This is a genomic window from Polaromonas sp. LjRoot131, assembly GCF_964252805.1.
Classification (GTDB): domain Bacteria; phylum Pseudomonadota; class Gammaproteobacteria; order Burkholderiales; family Burkholderiaceae_C; genus Polaromonas.
On sequence record NZ_CAXUPF020000002.1, the window covers coordinates 252,869 to 274,167 of the forward strand.

A 21,299-nucleotide genomic window follows, 5' to 3' on the forward strand; every position below is an offset into this window, starting at 1 on the left:
CCGGCGCCGCCGTGGATGGCGATAAGGGGAAGGGGCCGAGTCACTTGGAAACCTTTGGCGATTTGGGTGGGGTACGGGCTTTGCGGGGAGCCGGTGTTGCGGTGTCGGCATCGGCGCGCAGCCGGCCGGCATGGTTGCCGTGCAGCCAGGGCAGCACCGACTCGGCGAGTTGTGTCGCCGCCATGAGCGAGCCTTTGCCGCTGTGGGCGACGGCGCTGCACAAGGCTTCGATCAGGGCCAGCACGGTGGCTTCGGAGTTTGCGAAATACTGGCTTTCGGTGTGGGCATACAGCGCGACGGTGGCCAGGGGCGCCAGCGGCGACGTCACGCGGTCGGTCAGCGCCAGCACCGGCACGCCGGCATCGCGCGCGCGGCGCGCCAGCAGGATGGTGTCGCCGAAATAGCGCGGGTAGGCGATGGCGATCAGCAGGTCTTCGGGCTTGAGGCGGGACAGCACGCGTGCGCCGTACGAAGAGCTTTCCACGCTGGCCAGCAGCTGGACGTTGTCGCAGTAAGGATCCAGTGAGCGCTGCAGCAGCCCGCCCAGCCAGCTGCTGCTGCCAAAGCCGGCAATGTAGATGCGCCGCGCCTTCAGGATCGCCGCCACCGCCTGCTCGCAGCTCTGGGCGTCCAGCGATTGGCGTGTCAGCTCGATGTTGCGCTGGGTTTGCGCCAGGGCGGACGCAAACACGTCGGCCACCGTGGCGGAGTGCTCCAGCTTGTTGCGCAGCTTCTCGACCGGGGCCAGCGTGGCTTCGAAGCCCAGCACCAGCGCGGCGCGGAACTGCGGGTAGCCGTCAAATTCCAGCGCCCGGGCGAAGCGGTTGGCGGTGGCCACGGAAACCCCCAGCGTGGCGGCCAGCTCGTCGATGGGCATGGTGGCCGCCTGCAAGGGGTGGGCCAGCACATAGTCGGCCATCTGCCGGTGGGAGCGCGTCAGCGTCGGCAGCAAGCGCCCAATGCGCTGTGCCATCGAAGGGTTGCCGGGGAATGTCGCCATCAGGTCGGAGCTGAATTAAATGTATATAAATTTACAAACTAATTCATCATAGCGAAATATTTGATCATTTCCAATCGAATTCAGGGCACCGACGCATTTGCGGTTTCGGTTTCTGTCGCGGGGTGATGGTGCCCGCCGTCCGGCGGGCAGGGATGCGCTAGGACCCGAGCTTTTTATAGGCGCGGTCCATCTCCACGCTTTTGCTGGTGTCCTTGACGCCGCGCTTGAGGTCGCGCCCCGCCTGCTCGACGACGGGGTTGGGCTTGGCGTTCGTCATGTCCACCGCCTGATCGCGCTCGTGCGGCAGTTCCAGGCTGGACTCGACGGCGCCGTCTTTCAGGGTGTCCTGTTTGCCGGGGCGCGAGCGTTGCGCACGCGGATCCTTGGCCGGCATGCCTTTGCCGGAAGGAGGGGTGGCGGGCGTGCCCGGGCCGGGCTTGCCGCGTTGGGAGGAGTTCATGCACCGACTGTGCAACAGCCGCCCACGCCGGGCTGTCAGCCCGGCAAGCCAGGCCCTGTAGGAAAAGGCCACCTGCCGCGCGCAGGCGCAGCGAAGCTTCAGGCCGCCAGGAAGGTGGCGGCCTGCGCCACCGCCGCCGCGTCGGCCTTGACGGCATCGGGCGGGCCGCCCTTACCCCACAGCTCGCCGCCGTAGTTCATGGCCATGAACTGCGCGCACAGCCGTATCGAGTCGACCATGGGCTGCGCCTTGGCGCGGTCGCCGCTGGTGGTGACCAGCCACAGCGTCTTTTTCGCCATTTCTTCCTTGAACGGCAGGCCGGGCACGCGCATCCAGGCGCTCCAGTGGTCCAGGTAAATTTTGAGCGGCGCGGGGATGCTGTACCAGTAAACCGGGGCCACGAACACGATGTCGGTCGCTGCCAGGGTCGCGTCCAGCAGGGTTTTCATGTCGCCTTCGGGCATGGGGTACTGGCCGGTGGTGTGGCGCTGGTCGACGAACAGCGGCATCCGCATGCGCGATAAATGCTGCCAGGCCTGGGGCGTGCCGGCTGGCAGTGCCGCGGCGGCCTGCTGCGCAAGCCATTCGGTGTTGCCCAGTGCGCCGGGTTCGCGCGTGGAAGTGGTCAGGAAAAGGAATTGGGGCTTGGCATTCATGGCGGCCATGGTAGCGGCAGCTGCGGGCCCGTGCTTGCGCGGGGTCGGGGGCTGCGTGCCAGAATAAAGCCCCATTTCACCTGAGCCGCCTCGCCATGATCCGTATTCGCGACATCGACCACATCGTCCTGCGGGTCTCGGACCTGATGGGCATGCTGCGCTTTTACCAGCAGGTGCTGGGCTGCAGCCTGGAGCGCCGGCAGGATGCGATCGGCCTGGTGCAACTGCGGGCCGGGCGTTCGCTGGTGGACCTGGTGCCGGTGGACGGAACGCTGGGCCGTGCCGGCGGCGCGGCGCCGGGCAAGGACGGCCACAACCTCGACCATGTCTGCTTTCGTGTGGAGCCCTTCGACGGCGAGGCCATACGCCGTCACCTGGCGGCCCACGGCGTGGAGGCGGGCCCGGTGGAGTCGCGCTACGGCGCCGAGGGCGAAGGGCCTTCGATCTACCTCAAGGATCCCGAAGGCAATACCGTGGAACTGAAGGGCCCGCCCTGGCCCGCGGGCGGTGCCCGGCCCTAAAAGCGCGCCCAGCCCTGCCAGGCCGTGAAGGCCGCGCAGACGATCAGCACGGCGCCCACTACCCGCGCCATCACCACGCTGGCGCCCGGCCGGTCGGCCAGCCACTGGCGCGCGCCGGCGGCGGCCAACGCCAGCGAACCGTAGATACCGGTCTGGGTCACGGCGATGATGAGGCCCAGCGCCACCGCCTGTATCCACAGCGAGCCGTATTCCAGCCGCAGGAATTGCGGAAAAATCGCCAGCATGAACAAATAGGCTTTGGGGTTGAGCAGGCAGGTCAGCGCGGCCTGGCGGAAGGTGCGCCACGGCGGGGTTTCATCGAGCGTCGGCAAGCTGCCGAACACCGAGGTGCTGCGCATCAGCGACCAGCCTATCCAGGCGATATAAAGACTGCCGGCGACGAGCATCACATTGACCATGCCGGGCACAAGTTGCAGCACAAGGCCCAGCCCCAGCGCGCCGGCCACCACGTGGCAGACACCGCCGGCCACGATGCCGCCGACCGCGAAGAGGCCGGCGCGGCGCCCGCCGGTCAGCGAGCTGGCCATGACAAAGGCCATGTCCATGCCGGGCAGGATGATGATGCCCAGCACCATCAGGAAAAACAGCCAGAGGTGGGCGAACTGGTCCATGGCCTAACGCAGCGCGGAATAGGCGGGCCGGGCAAGTTCCATCACCCAGTTGGTTTCCCAGTGGCGGCCGCCGTCTTCGGAAAAGGCCTGCTCCCAGCGCGCGCTGACGGGTGTGATCCCTGACCAGGTAAAACGCACGCGCACCGGTCTGCCTTCATGGTGGTCGCTGCCCTCGAACCGGCCTGTGCCGTCGGCAAATGCGCCCACCACGGGCGGCTGCATCAGGCCGTCGCTGTGGCTGACCCAGTAAATGCTCCAGAGCCGCGTCTGCGGGCTGAAAAAACGCAGCGCCATGCCGATGGTCCGGTTGCCCTCGGCGACCAGGTCGTTCATATTGCCCAGCCCACCCAGCAGCAGCGCGCCGTCCTGCACGGCCTCGAATCGCTCCCAGTCGGTGCAGCCCGCCAGGCGTTTTTTGAGCCGCTTGTTGCTGACCAGCCAGCGCCCGGTGATGAAGTTGAAGTCGTGCCGCCCGTCGGTCAGCTGCGGTGGGTCCAGGGGTTTGGTCAGGGTGCTGTTCATGGTGTGGATCAAGCGCTTGTGGCGCCCCGTGGTGCGTGGAGGTGCTGGGTGACTGTGTAAAAACCCAGTCTATGGATGTAATAGGGCTATTTCGGCCCTAATAAAGCGCTAGACTTTTCGCCATGTATTCCCCGACCACCCGTGTATTGACCGTGCTGGAACTGCTGCAGTCCCATGGGCGCATGAGCGGCGCCGAACTGGCGCGGCGGCTGGAAGTCGATGGCCGCACGCTGCGCCGCTACATCGCCAAGCTGGAAGACCTGGGCATCCCGGTGGTGGCCGAGCGCGGCCGCTACGGCTGCTACAGCCTGATCGCCGGCTTCAAGCTGCCGCCCATGATGTTCACCGACGACGAGGCCCTGGCGCTGTCGATAGGCCTGCTGGCTGCGCGCAGCCTGGGGCTGGCCGAGGCCGCGCCGGCCGCGCAGAGCGCGCAGGCCAAGCTTGAGCGCGTGATGCCGCACAACCTGAAAAACCGCATACGCGGCCTGGGCGAGACGGTGACCCTGGACCTGCGCCCCGCCGACGCGCCCGGCGACAACACCGCCTTGCTGGCCCTGAGCGCCGCCGCCCACGGCTGGCAGCGCGTGCACATGGCTTACCAGTCGGCCGAGGGCGAGGTCACGGAGCGCGACTTCGACGCCTACGGCCTGGTGTTCCGCCGCGGCCGCTGGTATGCGGCGGGCTGGTGTCACCTGCGCGGCGCGCTGCGCTCATTCAGGCTGGACCGGGTGCGCGAGGTGCGGGCCCTCAATGTGGTGTTTACGCCGCCGGCCGACTTCGATGCGGTGCAGCACCTGGCGCTGGGGCTGGCCACCATGCCGCGCAGCAACACCGTGCGGCTGTTGCTGCGCACCGATTTGCAGACCGCGCAGATGGAGCTGCCCGACAGCGTCGGTGTGTTCCAGCCCAGCGAAGAGGGCGTGCTGCTGCACAGCCAGACCGACCACCTGGGCTGGTTCGCGCGGCAGTTGATGCGCCTGTCTTTTCCGTTCGACGTGCAGGAGCCCGCCGAGTTGCGGGTCGCGCTGCGCGAGCATGCCGAACGCACGCTGACGCAGCACGCCGCGTAAAGCGATTGGGGATCAGGCGGTCTTGGCCTGCAAGCGGCCGCCGCTGCGGTCCTGGCCGTAGAAGCCGAAATTCATGGCCGGGACTTCACCGCTGATCAGCTCGGCAATGGCCTTGCCCGAGCCCGCGCCGTGCGTCCAGCCCAGCGTGCCGTGCCCGGCGTTGACCCACAACCTGCCGACCTTGGTCTTGCCGATGTAGGGGATGTTGGTGGGTGTGGCGGGGCGCAGGCCGGTCCAGAACTGCGGCGTGCCGCCCTGCTCCTCAAGCCGGGTGTCGCAGACGCCCGGCAGCACTTCCTCGATGCGCTCGGCCAGCATCTTGCAGCGGGCCTTGGCCAGCGGTGTGTCCAGCGAGAGGTCATAGCCGCCGACCTCGATGGTGCCGGCCACGCGCAGGTGGCCGCCGAGCCGGCTCATGGCGCATTTGACTTCGTCGTCGATGCTGCTGACAAAGGGCGCGAGTTCCGGCTTGAGCAGCTTGAAGGTGGCGCTGTAGCCTTTGCCGGGATAGATAGGCAGGTCGACGCCCACTGTGCGCAGCAGCGGCGCCGTGTAGGAGCCGCAGGCCACGACGATTTCGTCGGCCTTGAGCCGGACCAGGTCTTCATTCGTTCCCCGCAAGGTGCGCGGGCGCACCGCGACGGACTCGATCGCGCCGCCGGCTTTTTCGAGCCGCGCTATGTCGTGGCCGTAGAGGAACCGCGCGCCCCGGTCGGCGCAGCGCTGTGCCAGCGCCTGGGTGAAGACCCGGGCGTCGCCGCTTTCGTCGCTGGCGGTGTAGGTGCCGCCCACGATGCGGTGCGCGAAGGACTTGAAAGCCGGCTCGATGGCCAGCAGTTCGGCCGTGCTCACCACGCGGCGCGCCACGCCGTATTTGCGCATCAGGGCCGCGGCCTCGCCGGCCGTGTCAAAGGTTTTCTGGTCGGTGTAGTAATGCGCGATGCCGCGCTCAAGCCGGTTGTAGGCTATGCCGGTGGCGGCCACCACGTCCTTGAGCGCCGTGTGGCTGTAAGCGCCCAACGCCACCAGCTGCTGCACGTTGCGCTCGAAGGCGGCGTCATTGCATTGCGCCAGAAATTGCAGGCCCCAGCGCCACTGCTGCCAGCCTTCGCCGAAGGGTAGTTGCGGGCGAAACAGCAGCGGCGCGTCGTCCCGGAACATCCATTTCAGCGCTTTCAGCGGCGCGTCCTTGTTGGCCCAGGGCTCGCAATAGCTGACGGAAATCTGCGCCGCGTTGCCGAAGCTGGTTTCCAGCGCGGCGTCGGGCTGGCGGTCCACCACCGTGACTTCATGGCCGCGCTCAAGCAGATGCCAGGCGGTGCTCACGCCAATGATGCCGGCCCCTAAAACGACTACTTTCATCCCAAACCCCTTTGCTGCATTCGAGTGTGAAGGATATTGCTTTCAATTAATAGAAAAATTAAACTGTCAGTGAAAACATCAGTACAACTAATATAAAGGGGAGACCAAATGAGTACTTTTGATCCGGACGCACTTGAATGCCTGGCGGCGATTGTCGAGGAGGGCGGTTTTGAGCGCGCGGCCCAGCGTTTGTCCATCACCCAGTCGGCGGTTTCGCAGCGCCTGCGCGCACTGGAGGCCCAGGTCGGCACGGTGCTGATCGTGCGCAGCCGCCCGCTCAAGCCCACCTCGGCCGGCCAGCTGTTGCTCAAACACACCAAAATGCTGCGCCTGCTGCGCGCCGACCTGGAGCGCGACCTGAAAGAACTGGCGCCCAGTTCGCTGGGCGGCGCGCGCGAGGAAGAGCGCATCTCGATCGCCATCAACGCCGACAGCATCGCCACCTGGGCCTTGCCGGCGCTGACCGACCTGGCGCAGCAAGGCCTGCCCATGGAGATCATCCACGACGACCAGAATTTCACCCATGAATGGCTGCGCGAAGGCCAGGTGCTGGGCTGCGTGACCACACTCAAGCAGGCGCTGCGCGGCTGCAAGGTGGAGCCGCTGGGCGCGATGCAGTACATCGCGGTGGCCACGCCGGCCTTTGCGCAAAACCGCCTGGGCCTGCGTGACGCCGCCGGCGAGAGGCAGGCCACGCCCGGGCTGACGCAATACAACTTCCGCGAGGTGCCCTTCATTGCCTTCAACCGCAAGGACGAGCTGCCGGGCGACTTTGTCAGCAAGGCTTTCGGGCTCAAGCGCGTCACCCTGAACCAGCTGTTTGTGCCCTCGTCGGAAGGCATGGTCAGGGCGGTGCTGGCGGGCTGGGGCGTCAGCGTGGTGCCCCGCCTGCTGGCGCAGGGCCTGATAGACCAGGGCCAGCTCATCAACGTGGCGCCCCACTACACGCTGCCCATCCAGCTTTACTGGCATTGCTGGAACCTGGAGTCCGAGGTTCTGGACGCGCTGACGGCGGCGCTCAAGCAGTCGGCGGCCCAGTCGCTGGTGCCGTAACGCAGCGCTGCGGCACGGCGGCGCTTGGGGCCGAAAGGGCCCTTGGTATTCAATTTGCCGCCGCACGGCCCCGCCTGACCCTGTAGGACAGCGCCGGAGACTGCGACTAAAGGCCTCAATTCGGGGACTAATCCCATTTACAAAAGCCAGGCGGGTGCGCACACTGCAGAAACGATGCTGGGCGCGCCGCAGCATGGCAGGGAAAGGCACAAGGTAACAGGAATGCTGGGATGGCTCGGGCTACGTACCCGTCTGGTTCTGCTGGTGCTGCTCGCGCTGCTCCCCGTCTTCGGCCTGCTTGTCTATTCCGCGGAGCAAAGCCGCCGCACCGCGCTGCGGCTGGCGCAGTCCGACCTGCTGTCGGATGTCCTGCTGCTGTCGACCCGCCAGCAGCGCACGGTGGACATGGTCCACGAACTGCTCAACGGCATCGCCAGCGGGCCGCACATCAAAAACCCCGTGCCCGGCCTGTGCGGCCAGCACCTGAAAAACCTCCACGCGGAGCATCCCGAGTTCACCAACATGGGCCTGGCCGCGTCCGACGGCACCTTGCTGTGCGACGCGTTGGGTATGGCCAACGGCCTGCGTGTCGATGACCGGCCTTATTTCAAGCAGGTCATGGCGGGCCAGCGTTTCGCGGTGGGCCGTTTTGCCACGGGCCGCGCCAGCGGTCGTCCCGGCATCGGCTTCGCGGTTCCCGTGCGCAACGAGGCCGGGAACATCAGCGGCGTGGCCTTCGCGGTGCTGGGGTTGCCCGCACTGGCGGAATCGCTGGTGGAGGTGCCCAGCATGCCGGGCGCCCGCTTGTCCGTGCTGGACCGGGACGGCACGGTGCTGGCCGTGTCCCCGCCGGCGCCGTCCTGGCTGGGCCAGCCGCATCCGGATCCCGTCGTGCAGCAGGCGTTGCGGGAGCGCCGGCAAGGGGTGCAGCAGGCGGCGGATGTGCAGGGCGCGCAGCGGGTCTATGCCGCCGCGCCCGTGCCGGGTGGCGGGCGCGACGGCCTGTTTGTGGTGATCAGCGTGCCGGAGACGGTAATCGCGGCGTCCAGCCGCGAGGACCTGGTTCTTGAGCTGCTGGCGCTGGCGGCCGTGGCGCTGCTCGGCGTGGCCTGCGCACGCTGGATGGGCAACCGGCTGATCGTCAACCCCGCCAAGGCCATCCTGAAGGAGGCCAACGAGGTGGCCCAGGGCAACCTGGGCGCGCGCGTCAGCCTGGGCCCGCTGTACCAGGGCGAGCTCGGCGAGATCGGGCGCACCTTCAACCGCATGGCCGAGTCGCTGCAGGCCCGGCAGCGGGAGCTCGATACCATGCTGGACCGCGTCGACAAGGAGCGCACCCTGCTGGACCTGATCCTCAACAGCATGAACGAGGGCGTGATCGCCACGGACACCGAAGGCCGCTTCCTGCTGTTCAATGCCACGGCGCGTGTGCTGTTCAAAGCGGCACCCGACCCCGGCATGCGCATCGAGGACTGGCGCCGCGGCCACGAGCTGCTGATGCTGGACGGCAAGACGCCTTACCCCACGTCCGAACGCCCGCTGACGCAGGCCGCGCGCGGCATCCGCATCGACAACTGGGACCTGGTGTTTCGCCGGCCCGGCGCGGAGGACAGCGTGCTGCGCATCAGCACCCGGCCGCTGCGCGACGCCGCCGGCACACTGATGGGCGGCCTGGTCGTGTTCAACGACATCACCGTCCAGAAGGCGACGGAAAACTTCGCGCGGGCGCAGGAGCAGGTGCTGGCCCTGATCGCCGGCGGGGCGCCCCTGGCGCAGTCGCTGGACGCCATCGTCCGCCTGATCGAAGACAGCTCGCCGGACAGCCTGTGCTCCATCCTGTTGCTGGAGGAAGGCAAGCTGCACCTGGGTGCCGCGCCCAGCCTGCCCGACCGCTACAACCAGGCCATCGAGGGCCTGCCTGCCGGCGACGGCGTGGGCGCCTGCGGCACCGCCGCCTTCCGCAACCAGCTGGTGGTGGTGGAAGACACGCAGAGCGACCCGCTGATGCAGGACTACCGCGAACTGATGCGGGAGCACGGCCTGCGGGCCTGCTGGTCCATGCCGGTGGTGTCGACCGACGGCGAGGTGCTCGCGACATTCGCGATCTACCGCGCCTACCCGTGCCGGCCCCAGGCCGCGGAGATCGAGCTGATCGCCATCGCGTCGCGGCTGGCCGGCATCGCGCTGGCGCGCGTGCGCGCGGAGGCGGCCCTGGTCAGCAGTGAGGCGCGCTTTCGCGAACTGGCGGAAAACATCCACGACGTTTTCTACAACGTGGACCCGCGCACGGGCCGCCTCCTGTACATCAGCCCCGGCTACGAAAGGGTCTGGGGCCGCAGCCGCGAGAGCCTTTTCGCCGACCCCCTTTCGTACGCCGATGCCGCGCTGCCGGAAGACAGGCACTTGCTCAAGGACGCCAGGAAGCGCAACCGCACCGGACAGGCTTCCGACATCGAATACCGCATCCTGTCCACGGATGGCAAGATCCTGTGGATACGCGACCACTCCTACCCGGTGATGAGCGCTTCGGGCGAGCTGGAGCGCGTGGTGGGCACGGCGCGCGACATCACCGACCGCAAGCTCGCCGACCTGACGCTGGCCAGCACAAACCGGGCCTTGCAGATGCTCAGCCGCTCCAGTGTCGCCATCAACCGTGTGGACGAGGAAGCCGGCTTGCTGGCCGAGGTGTGCCGCGTGGCCGTCGACGTGGGGGGCTACCGCATGGCCTGGGTGGGCTATGCCCAGGACGATGCGGAGCGCAGCATCCTGCCCGTGGCCCATGCCGGCGAAGAAAACGGCTACCTCGCGGAAATCCGCCTGAGCTGGCGCGACGACGACGCCACCGGCCAGGGCCCGGCGGGCCAGGCTGTGCGCAGCGGGCAAGCCCAGCAGTCCGGCGATATTGCCCGGGCTGAGAACCGGTTCTACTGGCATGCGCATGCCCTGAAACGCGGTTTCCTCAGTGCCATCTGCCTGCCGCTGCGTGACGGCCCGCGCAACTTTGGCGTGCTGTGCCTGTATTCAGGCGAGGCGCAAAACTTCAGCACCGATGAAGTCAAGCTGCTGCAGGAGCTTGCCGACAACCTGGCCTTCGGCATCGTCAGCCTGCGCGCCCGGCTGGAGCGCCGGCGCAGCCAGGAGGCCGAGCGGCAGGCCGTCATCAAGATACGCGAGCAGGCCTCGCTGCTGGACCGCGCGCAGGACGCCATCATGGTCCGCAACCTGGACCGGACCATACGCTTCTGGAACAAGGGCGCCGAGCGCCTGTATGGCTGGACGGCCGAAGAGGTGCTCGGCAAGAGCATGGAAACGCTCATGTACCCCGACCCCCAGGTGCTGGCGGACAGCATGGCCCGCACGGTGGCCAACGACGGCGACTGGAGCGGCGAGCTCGAGCAGCGCGCGCGCGACGGCTCGGTGGTGTGCATCGAAGCGCGCTGGACGGTGGTGCGCGACGAGCGCGGCCAGGTCAACGGGGTGCTGGGCATCAACACCGACATCCACGAACGCAAGCGCGCGCGCGAGGAAATCCTGCGCCTCAATGCCAGCCTGGAGGAGCGGGTGCAGCAGCGCACCGCCCAGCTCGAATTCGCCAACAAGGAGCTGGAGGCTTTCTCCTATTCGGTGTCGCACGACCTGCGCAGCCCGCTGAGCGCCGTGGACGGCTTCAGCGACCTGCTCGAGCGGTCCATGGCCAAGGCCGAAACCAGCCCCCTGACCGAACGCAGCCGGCACTACCTGGCGCGCATACGCGCGGGGGTTTCACAAATGGGTGAGCTGATCGACGCGATGCTGACGCTGGCCCAGGTGTCGCGCTCCAGCCTGCGCTGGGAGCGGGTCGACCTCAGCGCGGTGGCCGAAGCCCTGCTGGCCGGCTACCGCGAGCGCGAGCCCGGCCGTGCCGTGCGCCTGCAGGTCGAGCCCGGCGTGACGGGGCAGGGCGACCCGCGGCTGCTCAAGCAGGTGCTCGACAACCTGCTCGGCAACGCCTGGAAGTTCAGCGCCAGGCAGGAATGCACAGAGATCAGCTTCGGCAAGGAAACCGGCGCGGACGGCGAGACGGTGTTTTTCGTGCGCGACCAGGGTGCGGGCTTTGACATGGCCTACGTCGAAAAACTGTTCGGCGCCTTCCAGCGCCTGCATTCGCTGTCGGAATACGCCGGTACCGGTGTCGGCCTGGCCACGGTGCAGCGCATCATCGCGCGCCACGGCGGCAAGGTGTGGGCCCAGTCCCAGCCGGGGCAGGGCGCCACGTTTTATTTCACGCTTGGCGTGGAAACCGAATGAACGTGAAGCGTAGGTGGAGTAGACGGTGATGCGCCCCAACTGAGGACGAAGGTCGGGCTCGCTTCGCAAGCAGGGGCCGTGGAACCGGCTTTGCCGGGCCGGGGGGAGCGTGGGGGCTAAAAGTTTTTTAGAGTTTCGCGTAGGGTCTGCGCCTTGTCGGCGTCAAACTGCCCCTCAACCCGTGCCAGCACTTCGCCCTGGCGGTTGACCACCACGGCGTAGACCTGGTCGGTGCTGCCCAGGCCGGCGGAGCGCACGAAGCTGGCGCGGTCGGTGAACACCGGCACCAGTTTGGCCCGCTCGGTGTCGGCCGGGTAGTGCTGGAGCAAGCGGTTTTCAACCGCGCTGCGGCCCACCATGGTGCCGGGGTCGTTGACCACCGGCATGCGCATCCAGGTGATCGAAGGGTCGTTGCGCAGATTCATGCCCTGGATCCAGCTCTCGACCTGCACGTGTTGGCCGCGCTGGAATGTGATCAATGCGAGGGTGCGGTCAGAGGGCAGGCCCTCGGGCACGGCGACCGGCTGTCGCAGCAGGGTTTGCGCCATGAAGGCCGGCAGGCGGCCCATCACGCTGGAGTCATTGGGCGCCGCAAACGCAAGTGCAAAGGCCAGGCCGGCGGCGGCAAGCCAGGCGCCAAGATAGGACACATTGCTTTTCATGGTGCTCTCCCCGAGGAGGGTGCGGTGCAGGAAGTCCTGCATGAACCCTTCATGCAAGATACATGCAAGCCGAACGGCGCGCAAACCCACAATTGGAACAAAGTGTTATCACCTTGTGATGGCATTTTGCCTCTGCTCGCAGGTCCCGGTTGGGTCATGCGGCGCGCGGGAAGTTCAAAAAAGTGGCGCTATGACTTTAGTCAGCAGCGGCGCCCGAAGCGCGCACGGATAAGAATGCTATTGGCCTGTTATTCGCCGATGCTGATCAGCAGCTCGGGCAAATAGCCGTCCTGCTCACCCTTGCGCGCATAGCCCAGTGGGTTGGCCACGACGCGGCAGCCGCGGCTGGTGTAGTTGATTGCGCAGTGCAAATGCCCGTGCAGCCACAGCTCGGCCAGGGGCAGCAGTTCATCGAGGGCGTTGCAAAACCCCGCCGTGCCCGGCGCCAGGCCGTAGCGCGGGTCGGCGCTCAGCAGGCTGGGCGCGAAGTGGGTGACAACCACCGTGGGGCCGTCAAAGGGCTGGGCCAGGGCTTGCCGCAGCCAGGCCTGGCTTTTCAGGCCCTGCTCGCGCACGTCAGCCGCCAGCAGGGGTTGGCCGCCTCTGAACGAATGATTTTTGCTCAGGTAGAAGTTGGCCGCGCGAAAGGCTTTCTCGCGCGCCTTCAGCTGTTCACCCAATGTGATGTCCGCCGCCTGGGCCTGGCCCCCGCTCAGCGCGTCGAAATCGGTCCACAGCGTGCTGCCCACAAAACGCACGCCTTGCAGCACCACGCTTTCCTGCTCCAGCCAGACCATGCCCAGGCGCTCGCAGGTCTCGCGCAGCCGCGCATGGGTGGCGTCAAAGTCCAGGCCGTCGTACTCGTGGTTGCCCGGCAGGAAGAACACCGGCGTCGGCCAGCCCGCGCCGCCCTGGGCCGCGGGCAGGGGCGAGAACCGCGCCAGGCCGAAATCGGCGACACCGCGTTCGCCCAGCAGTGAGCCCTGCTGGTAGGAGCCGATGTCGCCGGCCAGCACCAGCAGGTCGGCGCCGGGCACCGGCCTGGCCGTGAAATCGGGGTTGCTTTCGAGATGCAGGTCGGACAGGAGCTGGATGTTCACCCGCCAATTGTGCGGGAAGACCGGCCCTGTCCCCGGCGAGGGCTTTTCGCCTGCGCCGCCGCAAGCCCCTGCGCTGCGCTAGATTCCATAGGGCATGGCATGAAGCTATGGAACGGGAGCCGCTTGTGACGCAGATCGAGATCAGGAACACCGCCGTGGCGCAGACCTTCGCGGCCTATCCGCCGGACTTGCGGCGCCGGTTGATGCTGCTGCGCGGGCTGATCCTGGACACCGCGGCCGCCACCCCCGGCGTCGGCGAGATCGAGGAAACGCTTAAATGGGGCGAGCCGGCCTACCTTACCTCGGCCAGCAAAAGCGGCAGCACCCTGCGCCTGGGGCCGGTCAAATCCAGCCCCTCCCAGTACGCCCTCTACTTCAACTGCAAGACCACGCTGGTGGACACCTTCCGCACGCTGTTCCCGCGGGAGCTCCGTTATGACGGCAACCGGGCCATCGTGCTGGACGCCGCCGACACGCTGCCGCGTGATGCGCTGGCGTTCTGCATCCAGGCGGCCTTGACCTACCACCGGAGGAAATCCTCATGAAACCCCGCATTACCCTGGTCACCCTCGGTGTTGACGACCTTGAGAGCGCGCTGGTTTTTTACCGCGACGGCCTGGGGCTGAAGACGCCCGGCATCGTTGGCAAGGAGTTCGAGCACGGGGCCGTCGTTTTTATTGACCTGCAGCCCGGCCTCAAGCTGGCGCTGTGGCCGCGCGGCAGCCTGGCGCACGACACCGGCCTGCCGGTGTCGCAGCGCGGGGCGCCGGGCTTTTCACTGGCGCACAACGTGGCCTCGCAGCAGGAAGTGGACGCCGTGATGGCCCAGGCCGCGAAAGCCGGCGCCGCGATCACCAAACCGGCAGGCGAGACCTTCTACGGCGGCTATGCCGGCTACTTCCAGGACCCGGACGGCCACCTCTGGGAAGTGGCGTGGAACCCGCAGTTTGAGTTGGCAGATTAGAGCGCGGACGTGATAGTCAGGCCAGCGGCGCCGGCAAGCGCACGGTAAAGGTCGTGCCCTGGCCCGGGAGGCTGCTGACCTCGATCTGGCCCTTGTGCAGGTCCACGCACTCCTTGACGATGTGCAGGCCTATGCCGGTGCCGGAGATGTTGCCCACGTTGGTGCCGCGGTGGAAGCTGCCGAACAGGCGCGGCAGGTCGGCTTCGGGAATGCCTATGCCCTGGTCGCTGATGCGCAGCTGCATCTGTTCGCCGATGCCGCTGACCGCGAACCTCACCGGCGTGTCGGGGTCTGAATACTTGAGCGCGTTGCCCAGCAGGTTGATTACCATGTGGCGCAGCAGCTGTTGGTCCGCCGTGCGCGGCGCGTCCAGCCCGTCGCAGGTGAGGGACACGCGCGCGGCCTGCGGGTTGCCGCGCTCCAACTCGGCCATCACCTGCACCAGCCAGTCGGGCACCACCAGCGGGGCCGCCTCGAACTTGAACTTGCCCAGCTCCAGGCGGCTGGTCAGCAGGACCTGCTCGACCATGTTGTTCATGCGCGCGACGGCGGTCTTGATCTGGCCCAGCAGCTCGCGGCGCTCGTCGGCCGGAAAGCTCGCGCCGTAGGCGTCCAGCAGTTCCACTGACGACAGGATGGCGGCCAGCGGCGTGCGGAACTCGTGCGAGGTGACCGCCACGAAGCGCGACTTGAGCTCGGACAGCTCGCGCTCATGCGCCAGCGCCTTGAGCATGTCTTCCTCCGCCTGGCGCTTGAGTGTCACGTCGGTCAGGAAGTTGAGCGTGGCGGCCGTGCCCTCCCACTCGAACATCACCGCGCTGATCTCGAGCCAGCGCGTGATGCTCTGGCTGTGCTGCACGCGGAACTGGTAGTGGTTCTCGACGCTTTCGCCGCGCAGGCGCTTGCGGTGGTTGCCCAGCACCCGCTCGCGGTCGTCGGGATGGATGAATTCGATGAAGGGCCGGGACTTGGCCGTTTCCTCGTCCAGCGCGGTGAGTTTCAGTGCCTTGGGGTTGGCATACAGGATGCGTCCGCCGGCCGTGACCAGGATGCCCTCGCTGACGTTTTCGACCACCGCGCGGTATTTGGCTTCCGAATCGGTGCGCCGGCCTATCTCCACGCGCAGCTGTTTGGAGGTGTCGAGCTGCCAGGTGATGTTGGTGGCCAGGTGGATGACGCGCAGCAGCTGCCCCGAAGGGCTGTGGATGGGCAGCGCGCGCTGGCTCAGCCGGGCGACGTCGCCATTGGGCCTGCGCACCCGGTACTCCTCGCTGCGCTTGACGGCGGCCTGCTGCAGTTGCCGCACCCGGTCGCGGTCCGTGGGGTCGACCTGCTCCAGCCATTGCCAGGGGTCGCCCGCCAGTTTTTCGGCCGACAGGCCCCAGAAGATCTCAAAAGCCGGGTTGGTGTAGCTGATGCGGCCGCTGGCCGGGTCCCAGGACCAGAGCATGGCGTCGATGCTGGCGGCGACCTGCCGCAGCAATTCCTCGCCCGGCAGCGAAGCAGGCGTCACAGCCGTCGTCGATGCGGGGGAGGGGGCGGACATGCAGGGAGCATAGCCGTTCGGGAAGCGTGATTTCCTCCCGTTAAACCCCGGCTGGAGGGGCCTGTGGATCAAACTATGCGCGTTTTGCATGGGTTTGGGCCCGTCTTAGGCTTGAAACCCTAGGGAAAACCCTTATTCTTGATCCATCGCCAACTTTTCACCCCCTGCCGGGTGACTTTCGACATGTACAGCCTGTTTGCCCAGATCGCCCGTTTCCTGCCTTCCGCCGCCGGCGTGGCCCCCGTCAATGGCGTGGCCCACAACCTGATGGAACGCGCCGAAGCCCGTGCCGGCCGCAACCCCCAGCAAGCCCAGGAACTGCGCGACGCCGCCCGCGCCTACCTCAGCGTCGTTCGCTGAGGCCCGCTCCGCCTGAAGGCGGAGCACCCTCACCAAGCTCTTTCAGAGCTTCACGCCCGCGCCCTTCACCGCGGGCGCCAGCACCGCCACCTGTTCCCTGACGAAGCCGCTAAACGCGGTCGGGCTCATGGCCTGGGTGGTGATGCCCAACTCCAGCATCTTCTTTTTGACTTCCGCCGTGGCGAGAATCTCGTTGCACGCGGCGTTGAGCCGCGCCACCACGTCGGCCGGCATGTGCGCCGGCCCGCTCAGGCCGAAGAAGTTGTCCAGCACCAGCTTGCGGTAGCCGAACTCGAGCACGCTGGGCACGTCCGGCACCAGTGGTGAGCGCGCCGCCGAAGTCACCGCCAGCGGCACCAACTGCCCGCTCTTGAAGTAAGGCACAAACGCCGTCAGCACATCAATCCCCACCGGAATCACACCGGCGATCAGGTCGGTCGTCATGGGCGCGCCGCCGCGATAAGGGATGTGCTGCAGGTTCACGCCCATGGCTTTTTTCATGAGCTCACCGTAGATGTGGCCTATGGAGGCCGGCCCGCCCGAGCCGAAATCGAGCCGGCCCAGCTTGCGGGCCTGCGCCTCCACGTCGGTCATGGTCTTGATGGGCGCATGCGGGTTGGCCATGACCACGCAGGGCGCATTGCCGATCAGCGCGATGTGGGTGAAACCTTCCACCGGGTCGTAAGGCTGCTTTTCCAGTGCGAAAGGGCCTATGGACACCGGCGTGGAATTGCTCAGCATCAGCGTGTAGCCGTCGGCCGGCGCCTGCGCCACCACCAGCCCGCCCACGCTGCCGCCCGCGCCGGGGCGGTTGTCCACCACCACCGCCTGGCCCAGCTTTTTGGCCAGTTGCTCGGCCATGACGCGCGCGACGATGTCGCTGGCGCCGCCGGCCGGGAAGGTCACGACGATCTTGATGGGTTTGTCGGGCCAGGCCGCAAAAGCCGGCAGGGCCAGGGACGCCGCGCCGCCGGCGAGAAGTTTCAGCGCGCTGCGGCGCGCAAGGGGCCGGCGAAGTTCAAAGTGGGGCATGGAGCGTTCCTGCGGACAGTGGTGTGCGGAATTGTGTGCAAAAACCATGCCTTCATGGCCGGATGCCTTGCGGGGCTTACCAGCGGCTGCGCAAGCCCACCAGCACGGCCAGCGTGCGCTGGGCCGAATTGTGTTCGGCCTGCACGTCGGCGAAGAGGTCCATGCCCTTGCCGATGCTGCCGCTGGCGCCCAGCCCGAGGATCAGTGTGTCCCGCTTCAGGGCGGCGCCAGAGACCAGAAACGGCGAAGCGGCAGCCGCGCCCTGGAATTGCGCCGTCATCGGCGTGTTCAGGTCGCCGAACTCATGTGCCCAAGCCACACGGGGTTCAATGCGAATGCGGCCGGCGTCAAAAGATGCCTTGGCCCCCAAGGTCGACTTGGCGGAGTTGACCGTCTGCCCCGCAACTTGCAAATTCAGCGCGCCCGCGCCTGTCTCGGTGAAACCATCGGCCTTGTTTCTGCTGAACGAAAGCCCTGCCAGCGGCTGAAGCGTCCAGCCATTCATTGGAAGTGAATAGCTGGCCTCGCCGTGGGCCGACAGCGTGTTGCTGTCAAAGTCGGCCGCTGCCGTGCGCTGGATCGCCCCTACGACGACAGCGCGGTTCATGTGGTTGTTGTGCCAGGCGGCGCTGGCCGAACCCTTGAAGGTCCAGAGGCCGCTGACATAGCTGCCGTACAGCGCGACGGCGCTGCCGCGTGACTTGCCGGTGTCGGTGTTGTCAAAGCCCAGTCGGGATGTACCGCTGCTCAGCGCCGCACCCACCACCAACCCTTCACGCAACTCGGCATCAAAGCCGGCGCTGATGCTGCTCTTGCGCAACTCGCTGGCGGCAGCATTGCTGTCGCTTTTGGTGTTCTGGTAGCCGCCCGCGCCGCGCAGCCAGAAGCCGCGGCCCGGTGATGAAGCGGGAGAAGCAGATGAAGAAGCCGCCGCGCCCAGAGAGAACTTCTGCGGCGAGTCCGAAACAGGTGCCATCAAATCGGACACATGGTCGTTGGCGGCCAGCAGGATGGGGCCGCCTGCAAATGCGCCCACTCGCGTGTTTGCGCCGCCAACTGCCGCCAGCCGGGCCTGCAACTGGCTGCCAAAGCCAGCCGCAAAGCTGGCACCCGCGTTGCGCAGGGCCACCAGGCCAGCGCCACTGGCGGAGTCATAGGCGGCACGCGCTTGCGCGGCTGAAAGACCTGTCATCACATTCATCACCGTGCTCATGTCGCCGCTGACGCCTGTCACGGCATTTTGCAGGGCGGTGGAGGTGGCGATCTGGTTGGGGGTGATCGCCACGGCGCTGAAGCTGATGTCGTTGCGCGCCAATGTCAGGAAGACGTTGTTGGCGTCGTAACCCAGCGTCGGCGTGAGGAAAGCCAGGTTGGAGGTGACACCGGCGAAGTTGCCGGTGCGTCCGCCAGCGGCGTTGAGGATGGTGTATTGCGTGTTGGCAGCGTAGGTGCCTGCGCCGGTTTGCACATCAACCGTGCCGCCGTTGATCGTTGCCGTGCCCGTGGCGTTGATGCGGTCGTTCGCGCCGGCGGCATCGACTTCGACGCGGTAGATCGAGCCCGCCGCGAAACTCAGGTTGCCATTGACCGTCAACGTGCCGATGGAGTTGCCCGGTGCCAGAATGCCGCCGGATGCAATCGTTGTATTGCCCAGAGTGCCGCTGCCGCCCAAGGTTCCGCCGTTGTTGATGGTGACGGCAGAGTTGGCAATGGAGCCGTTGACCGAGAGCGTTCCTGCGTTGACGGTTGTCGCACCGTTGTAGGTATTGACGCCTGCCAGGATCAGGTTGCCGGCGCCGAGCTTGGTGAACGTGCCCGTGCCGCTGATCGCGCCGGTATAGCTGCCGGTGGCTGCCTGGTCAAAGTTGAGCGCGGCGTTGTTGGTGATGTTGCCCTGCAAGCTGGTGGTGTCGCCTTGCAGCGTGCCGGCTGTCACGGTGGTTCCGCCGCTGTAGGTATTGGCGCCGGTGAGGACCAGATTCCCGCTGCCCTGCTTGATCAGCCCCCCATTGATGCCGCTGATGGTGCCGCTGAACGTCCGGTTGCTGGCATCGCCCAGGGTCAACGTGTTTGCGCCCAGGGCAACGCTGCCCCCCGTGACGCCCGACAGGCTGCCTATGGTTTGATTGCCCGCGGCGGAGATGTCAAAACGCGCGCCGGCTCCGTTCACATTCACCGCAACCGTCGATGCCAGACCGCCGCCCGTGCCAAGTGCCAGCGTGCCTGCGCTGATGGTGAGGCTGCCGCTAAACGTGTTGCTCCCCGTCAAAGTCTGTGTGCCCGAACCCTGCTTGGTCAGTCCCCCGCTACCGCTGATCACTGCGCCGAAACTGGTCGAGGTGTTGTTGCCGCCGGTGGTGAGCGTGCCCGAGCCGACGATGACGTCCCCGCCCGTTGCACCACCGCCCGCCAACGAACCGATGGCCTGATTAAAGTCATTCAGGTCCAGCGTTGCACCCGCCGTATTGGTGAGCGTCACAGCGCTGCTGACGGACAGAGTATTCACCGCACCCGCACGCAACGTGCCGCCGCCGATGGTGGTGGCGCCGCTGTAGCTATTGGCGCCGGTGAGGATAGTCGTGCCAGCGACCTGGTTCAGCATGCCGGCACCGGTGATCCGGGTGCCAAACACATAAGCCGCGTCGGTATGGTTGAAGTTCAGGCTGCCGGTGCCCGCGGCGAAGCGGAGCTCGCCCGCCGCCACGGTGCCTGCTGCCTCCGCTGCGTTGCCCACCACAGCACCGATGTTCAGCACGCCGGTTGAGCCTGAGAGCTCAGCGACATGAAGCACACCGACGCCACTGTTGACGGACACCTGTCCACCGTTCGCGACGGTCAGTGTGCCGGCGCCGCTCACGCCGACGTAGAGGCCGCCGCTGCTGGTCCAGGTGGAGCCCGCGCCGGTCACCGTTGCATGGCCGCTGGCACCCGAGAAAAGGCCGAGGAGCCCATCGGTATTGCTGGCCGTGCCGCCGTCCTGCACGGTCAGTGTGCCGGTGCCGCTACGGCCGACCTGGAGGGTGCCGCTATTGGCCCAAGTGGAGTTCGCGCCGGTCACCGTTGCATTGCCGATGGCGGCGCTGGAAAGGCCGAGGCTCCCGACGGTATTGCTGACCGTGCCGCCGTCCTGCACGGTGAGTGTGCCGGTGCCCTGGGCGCCAACATACAGTGCGCCGCTGTTGGCCCAAATGGAGTTTGCGCCGGTCACCATGGCATTGCCGATGGAGCCGGCAACATCGCCGATCGCCCCATCGGTATTGCTGACTCTGCCGCCGTCCGACACGGCCAGTGTGCCGGTGCCGTCGCGGCCGACGTTGAGGACGCCGGCGTTGGTCCAGGTGGAGCCCGCGCCGGTCACCGTGGCGCTGCCGGTGGATCCTTGGTTCCAACCGATGAGCCCATTGGTATTGCTGACCGTGCCGCCGTTCGACACGGTCAGTGTGCCGGTGCCGCTAAAGCCGACACTGAGGGTACTGCTGTTGGCCCAGGTCGCGCCCGCGCCAGTCACCGTGGCATTACCGGTGGAGCCGGAGGCCCGGCCGACGAACCCACCGGAACTGCTGACCGCGCCGCCGCCCGACACAGTCAGTGTGCCTTGGCCGAGGTTGCCGACAGTGAGCGGGCCGCTGTTCGTCCAGGTGGAGTTCGCACCGGTCACTGTGGCATTACCGGTGGAGCCGGCGTCGAAGCCGAGGTACCCAATGACATTGCTGACCGTGCCACCGTTCGACACGGTCAGTGTGCCGGTGCCGGTGTTGCCAACCAAGAGGGTGCCACCGATGTTCCAGGGGCTGGCCTGGGGGACAGGCACGGTCACGCTGGCGCCAGCGTCGATGGAGACGTCCTGTGCCCCGACCGAAGAGCAAACTGAAGAGCCGATCAGGACCAGTGCCACAGCGGTGCTGCCGCGTTTGCCGCAGGCACGTGTGATTTCAGAAACGGCGACCCAGGCCCCAAGAGATGCGTTCCAGATGCTGCGGTGTGTGGTGTTCATGGTGGAGTCATCAGGTGGCGGGTTATTGCTGCTAAATTGATAGCTGCTTTCGCTTGTGCAGCAAGGGCTAGAGGT

General features: G+C 66.8%; 18 protein-coding genes. 7 read left to right on the forward strand and 11 right to left on the reverse strand.

What is annotated here, in order from left to right; all coding sequences use genetic code 11:
- Positions 1-40: 40 nt before the first annotated feature.
- The 3 genes from ACSQ27_RS11630 to ACSQ27_RS11640 form a co-directional block, all read right to left on the reverse strand.
- Entirely contained in the window at positions 41-1,000 is a 960-nt protein-coding gene (locus tag ACSQ27_RS11630; RefSeq protein ID WP_436155663.1) for a MurR/RpiR family transcriptional regulator, read from the reverse strand.
- A 157-nt stretch (positions 1,001-1,157) separates the two neighbouring features.
- On the reverse strand, positions 1,158-1,460 hold the full coding sequence (locus tag ACSQ27_RS11635) for a hypothetical protein (protein ID WP_436155664.1): 303 nt from the start codon (positions 1,458-1,460) through the stop codon (positions 1,158-1,160).
- A 98-nt stretch (positions 1,461-1,558) separates the two neighbouring features.
- Positions 1,559-2,125, reverse strand: a complete 567-nt coding sequence (locus ACSQ27_RS11640) for a flavodoxin family protein (protein WP_436155665.1) — start codon at positions 2,123-2,125, stop codon at positions 1,559-1,561.
- Between the two features lie 86 nt (positions 2,126-2,211).
- Here ACSQ27_RS11640 and ACSQ27_RS11645 point away from each other — a divergent pair, with 86 nt between their 5' ends.
- On the forward strand, positions 2,212-2,637 hold the full coding sequence (locus ACSQ27_RS11645) for a VOC family protein (protein ID WP_436155666.1): 426 nt from the start codon (positions 2,212-2,214) through the stop codon (positions 2,635-2,637).
- Here the strand turns inward: ACSQ27_RS11645 and ACSQ27_RS11650 are convergent.
- Both ACSQ27_RS11650 and ACSQ27_RS11655 read right to left on the reverse strand, forming a co-directional pair.
- Positions 2,634-3,269 carry a LysE family translocator gene (locus tag ACSQ27_RS11650; RefSeq protein ID WP_436155667.1) on the reverse strand — a complete coding sequence of 212 codons (636 nt, stop codon included), beginning with the start codon at positions 3,267-3,269 and terminating at the stop codon, positions 2,634-2,636. The two genes, ACSQ27_RS11645 and ACSQ27_RS11650, sit on opposite strands and share 4 nt — an antisense overlap.
- A gap of 3 nt (positions 3,270-3,272) precedes the next feature.
- A complete protein-coding gene (locus ACSQ27_RS11655) occupies positions 3,273-3,791 on the reverse strand; it encodes a hypothetical protein (protein ID WP_436155668.1) in 519 nt (172 codons plus the stop codon).
- Positions 3,792-3,913: 122 nt separating this feature from the next.
- Here ACSQ27_RS11655 and ACSQ27_RS11660 point away from each other — a divergent pair, with 122 nt between their 5' ends.
- Positions 3,914-4,864: a helix-turn-helix transcriptional regulator gene (locus tag ACSQ27_RS11660; protein ID WP_436155669.1), complete on the forward strand. Its 951-nt coding sequence runs from the start codon at positions 3,914-3,916 to the stop codon at positions 4,862-4,864.
- A 12-nt stretch (positions 4,865-4,876) separates the two neighbouring features.
- Here the strand turns inward: ACSQ27_RS11660 and ACSQ27_RS11665 are convergent, their stop codons facing one another.
- Positions 4,877-6,226 (reverse strand): D-amino acid dehydrogenase, encoded by a 1,350-nt coding sequence (locus tag ACSQ27_RS11665; RefSeq protein WP_436155670.1) that lies wholly within the window; start codon positions 6,224-6,226, stop codon positions 4,877-4,879.
- A gap of 108 nt (positions 6,227-6,334) precedes the next feature.
- Here ACSQ27_RS11665 and ACSQ27_RS11670 point away from each other — a divergent pair, with 108 nt between their 5' ends.
- Both ACSQ27_RS11670 and ACSQ27_RS11675 read left to right on the forward strand, forming a co-directional pair.
- The gene (locus ACSQ27_RS11670; protein ID WP_436155671.1) at positions 6,335-7,279 is read left to right on the forward strand and encodes a LysR family transcriptional regulator ArgP; all 945 of its coding nucleotides are present in this window, start codon (positions 6,335-6,337) and stop codon (positions 7,277-7,279) included.
- Positions 7,280-7,501: 222 nt separating this feature from the next.
- Complete coding sequence (locus ACSQ27_RS11675; protein WP_436155672.1) at positions 7,502-11,566, forward strand: PAS domain S-box protein; 4,065 nt, start codon at positions 7,502-7,504, stop codon at positions 11,564-11,566.
- A 116-nt stretch (positions 11,567-11,682) separates the two neighbouring features.
- Here ACSQ27_RS11675 and ACSQ27_RS11680 read toward each other — a convergent pair whose 3' ends face one another.
- Complete coding sequence (locus ACSQ27_RS11680; RefSeq protein WP_436155673.1) at positions 11,683-12,228, reverse strand: hypothetical protein; 546 nt, start codon at positions 12,226-12,228, stop codon at positions 11,683-11,685.
- Between the two features lie 248 nt (positions 12,229-12,476).
- A complete protein-coding gene (locus tag ACSQ27_RS11685) occupies positions 12,477-13,328 on the reverse strand; it encodes a metallophosphoesterase (protein WP_436155674.1) in 852 nt (283 codons plus the stop codon).
- Positions 13,329-13,453: 125 nt separating this feature from the next.
- Between ACSQ27_RS11685 and ACSQ27_RS11690 the strand changes: the two genes are divergently transcribed.
- Both ACSQ27_RS11690 and ACSQ27_RS11695 read left to right on the forward strand, forming a co-directional pair.
- Positions 13,454-13,873, forward strand: a complete 420-nt coding sequence (locus ACSQ27_RS11690) for a DUF1801 domain-containing protein (RefSeq protein WP_436155675.1) — start codon at positions 13,454-13,456, stop codon at positions 13,871-13,873.
- The gene (locus ACSQ27_RS11695; protein ID WP_436155676.1) at positions 13,870-14,292 is read left to right on the forward strand and encodes a VOC family protein; all 423 of its coding nucleotides are present in this window, start codon (positions 13,870-13,872) and stop codon (positions 14,290-14,292) included. Before ACSQ27_RS11690 ends, ACSQ27_RS11695 begins: the two co-directional genes overlap by 4 nt.
- Before the next feature lie 16 nt (positions 14,293-14,308).
- On the opposite strand, the gene ACSQ27_RS11700 is transcribed toward ACSQ27_RS11695, so the two are convergent.
- Positions 14,309-15,838: a PAS domain-containing sensor histidine kinase gene (locus ACSQ27_RS11700; protein WP_436155677.1), complete on the reverse strand. Its 1,530-nt coding sequence runs from the start codon at positions 15,836-15,838 to the stop codon at positions 14,309-14,311.
- A gap of 171 nt (positions 15,839-16,009) precedes the next feature.
- Between ACSQ27_RS11700 and ACSQ27_RS11705 the strand changes: the two genes are divergently transcribed.
- Complete coding sequence (locus ACSQ27_RS11705; RefSeq protein WP_436155678.1) at positions 16,010-16,198, forward strand: hypothetical protein; 189 nt, start codon at positions 16,010-16,012, stop codon at positions 16,196-16,198.
- 42 nt (positions 16,199-16,240) lie between these two features.
- Here the strand turns inward: ACSQ27_RS11705 and ACSQ27_RS11710 are convergent, their stop codons facing one another.
- Together ACSQ27_RS11710 and ACSQ27_RS11715 are read right to left on the reverse strand one after the other, a co-directional pair.
- Positions 16,241-17,230: a Bug family tripartite tricarboxylate transporter substrate binding protein gene (locus ACSQ27_RS11710; protein WP_436155679.1), complete on the reverse strand. Its 990-nt coding sequence runs from the start codon at positions 17,228-17,230 to the stop codon at positions 16,241-16,243.
- A 76-nt stretch (positions 17,231-17,306) separates the two neighbouring features.
- Positions 17,307-21,224: an autotransporter domain-containing protein gene (locus ACSQ27_RS11715; protein WP_436155680.1), complete on the reverse strand. Its 3,918-nt coding sequence runs from the start codon at positions 21,222-21,224 to the stop codon at positions 17,307-17,309.
- Positions 21,225-21,299 lie beyond the last annotated feature (75 nt).

Bases quoted from the DNA above. Each gene is read 5' to 3' on its own strand.
- ACSQ27_RS11700 (WP_436155677.1), bottom strand. From the start codon at position 15,838: ATGTCCGCCCCCTCCCCCGCATCGACGACGGCTGTGACGCCTGCTTCG.
- ACSQ27_RS11655 (WP_436155668.1), bottom strand. From the start codon at position 3,791: ATGAACAGCACCCTGACCAAACCCCTGGACCCACCGCAGCTGACCGAC.
- ACSQ27_RS11665 (WP_436155670.1), bottom strand. From the start codon at position 6,226: ATGAAAGTAGTCGTTTTAGGGGCCGGCATCATTGGCGTGAGCACCGCC.
- ACSQ27_RS11660 (WP_436155669.1), top strand. From the start codon at position 3,914: ATGTATTCCCCGACCACCCGTGTATTGACCGTGCTGGAACTGCTGCAG.
- ACSQ27_RS11675 (WP_436155672.1), top strand. From the start codon at position 7,502: ATGCTGGGATGGCTCGGGCTACGTACCCGTCTGGTTCTGCTGGTGCTG.
- ACSQ27_RS11645 (WP_436155666.1), top strand. From the start codon at position 2,212: ATGATCCGTATTCGCGACATCGACCACATCGTCCTGCGGGTCTCGGAC.
- ACSQ27_RS11640 (WP_436155665.1), bottom strand. From the start codon at position 2,125: ATGGCCGCCATGAATGCCAAGCCCCAATTCCTTTTCCTGACCACTTCC.
- ACSQ27_RS11650 (WP_436155667.1), bottom strand. From the start codon at position 3,269: ATGGACCAGTTCGCCCACCTCTGGCTGTTTTTCCTGATGGTGCTGGGC.
- ACSQ27_RS11695 (WP_436155676.1), top strand. From the start codon at position 13,870: ATGAAACCCCGCATTACCCTGGTCACCCTCGGTGTTGACGACCTTGAG.
- ACSQ27_RS11670 (WP_436155671.1), top strand. From the start codon at position 6,335: ATGAGTACTTTTGATCCGGACGCACTTGAATGCCTGGCGGCGATTGTC.
- ACSQ27_RS11635 (WP_436155664.1), bottom strand. From the start codon at position 1,460: ATGAACTCCTCCCAACGCGGCAAGCCCGGCCCGGGCACGCCCGCCACC.
- ACSQ27_RS11715 (WP_436155680.1), bottom strand. From the start codon at position 21,224: ATGAACACCACACACCGCAGCATCTGGAACGCATCTCTTGGGGCCTGG.
- ACSQ27_RS11680 (WP_436155673.1), bottom strand. From the start codon at position 12,228: ATGAAAAGCAATGTGTCCTATCTTGGCGCCTGGCTTGCCGCCGCCGGC.
- ACSQ27_RS11710 (WP_436155679.1), bottom strand. From the start codon at position 17,230: ATGCCCCACTTTGAACTTCGCCGGCCCCTTGCGCGCCGCAGCGCGCTG.
- ACSQ27_RS11630 (WP_436155663.1), bottom strand. From the start codon at position 1,000: ATGGCGACATTCCCCGGCAACCCTTCGATGGCACAGCGCATTGGGCGC.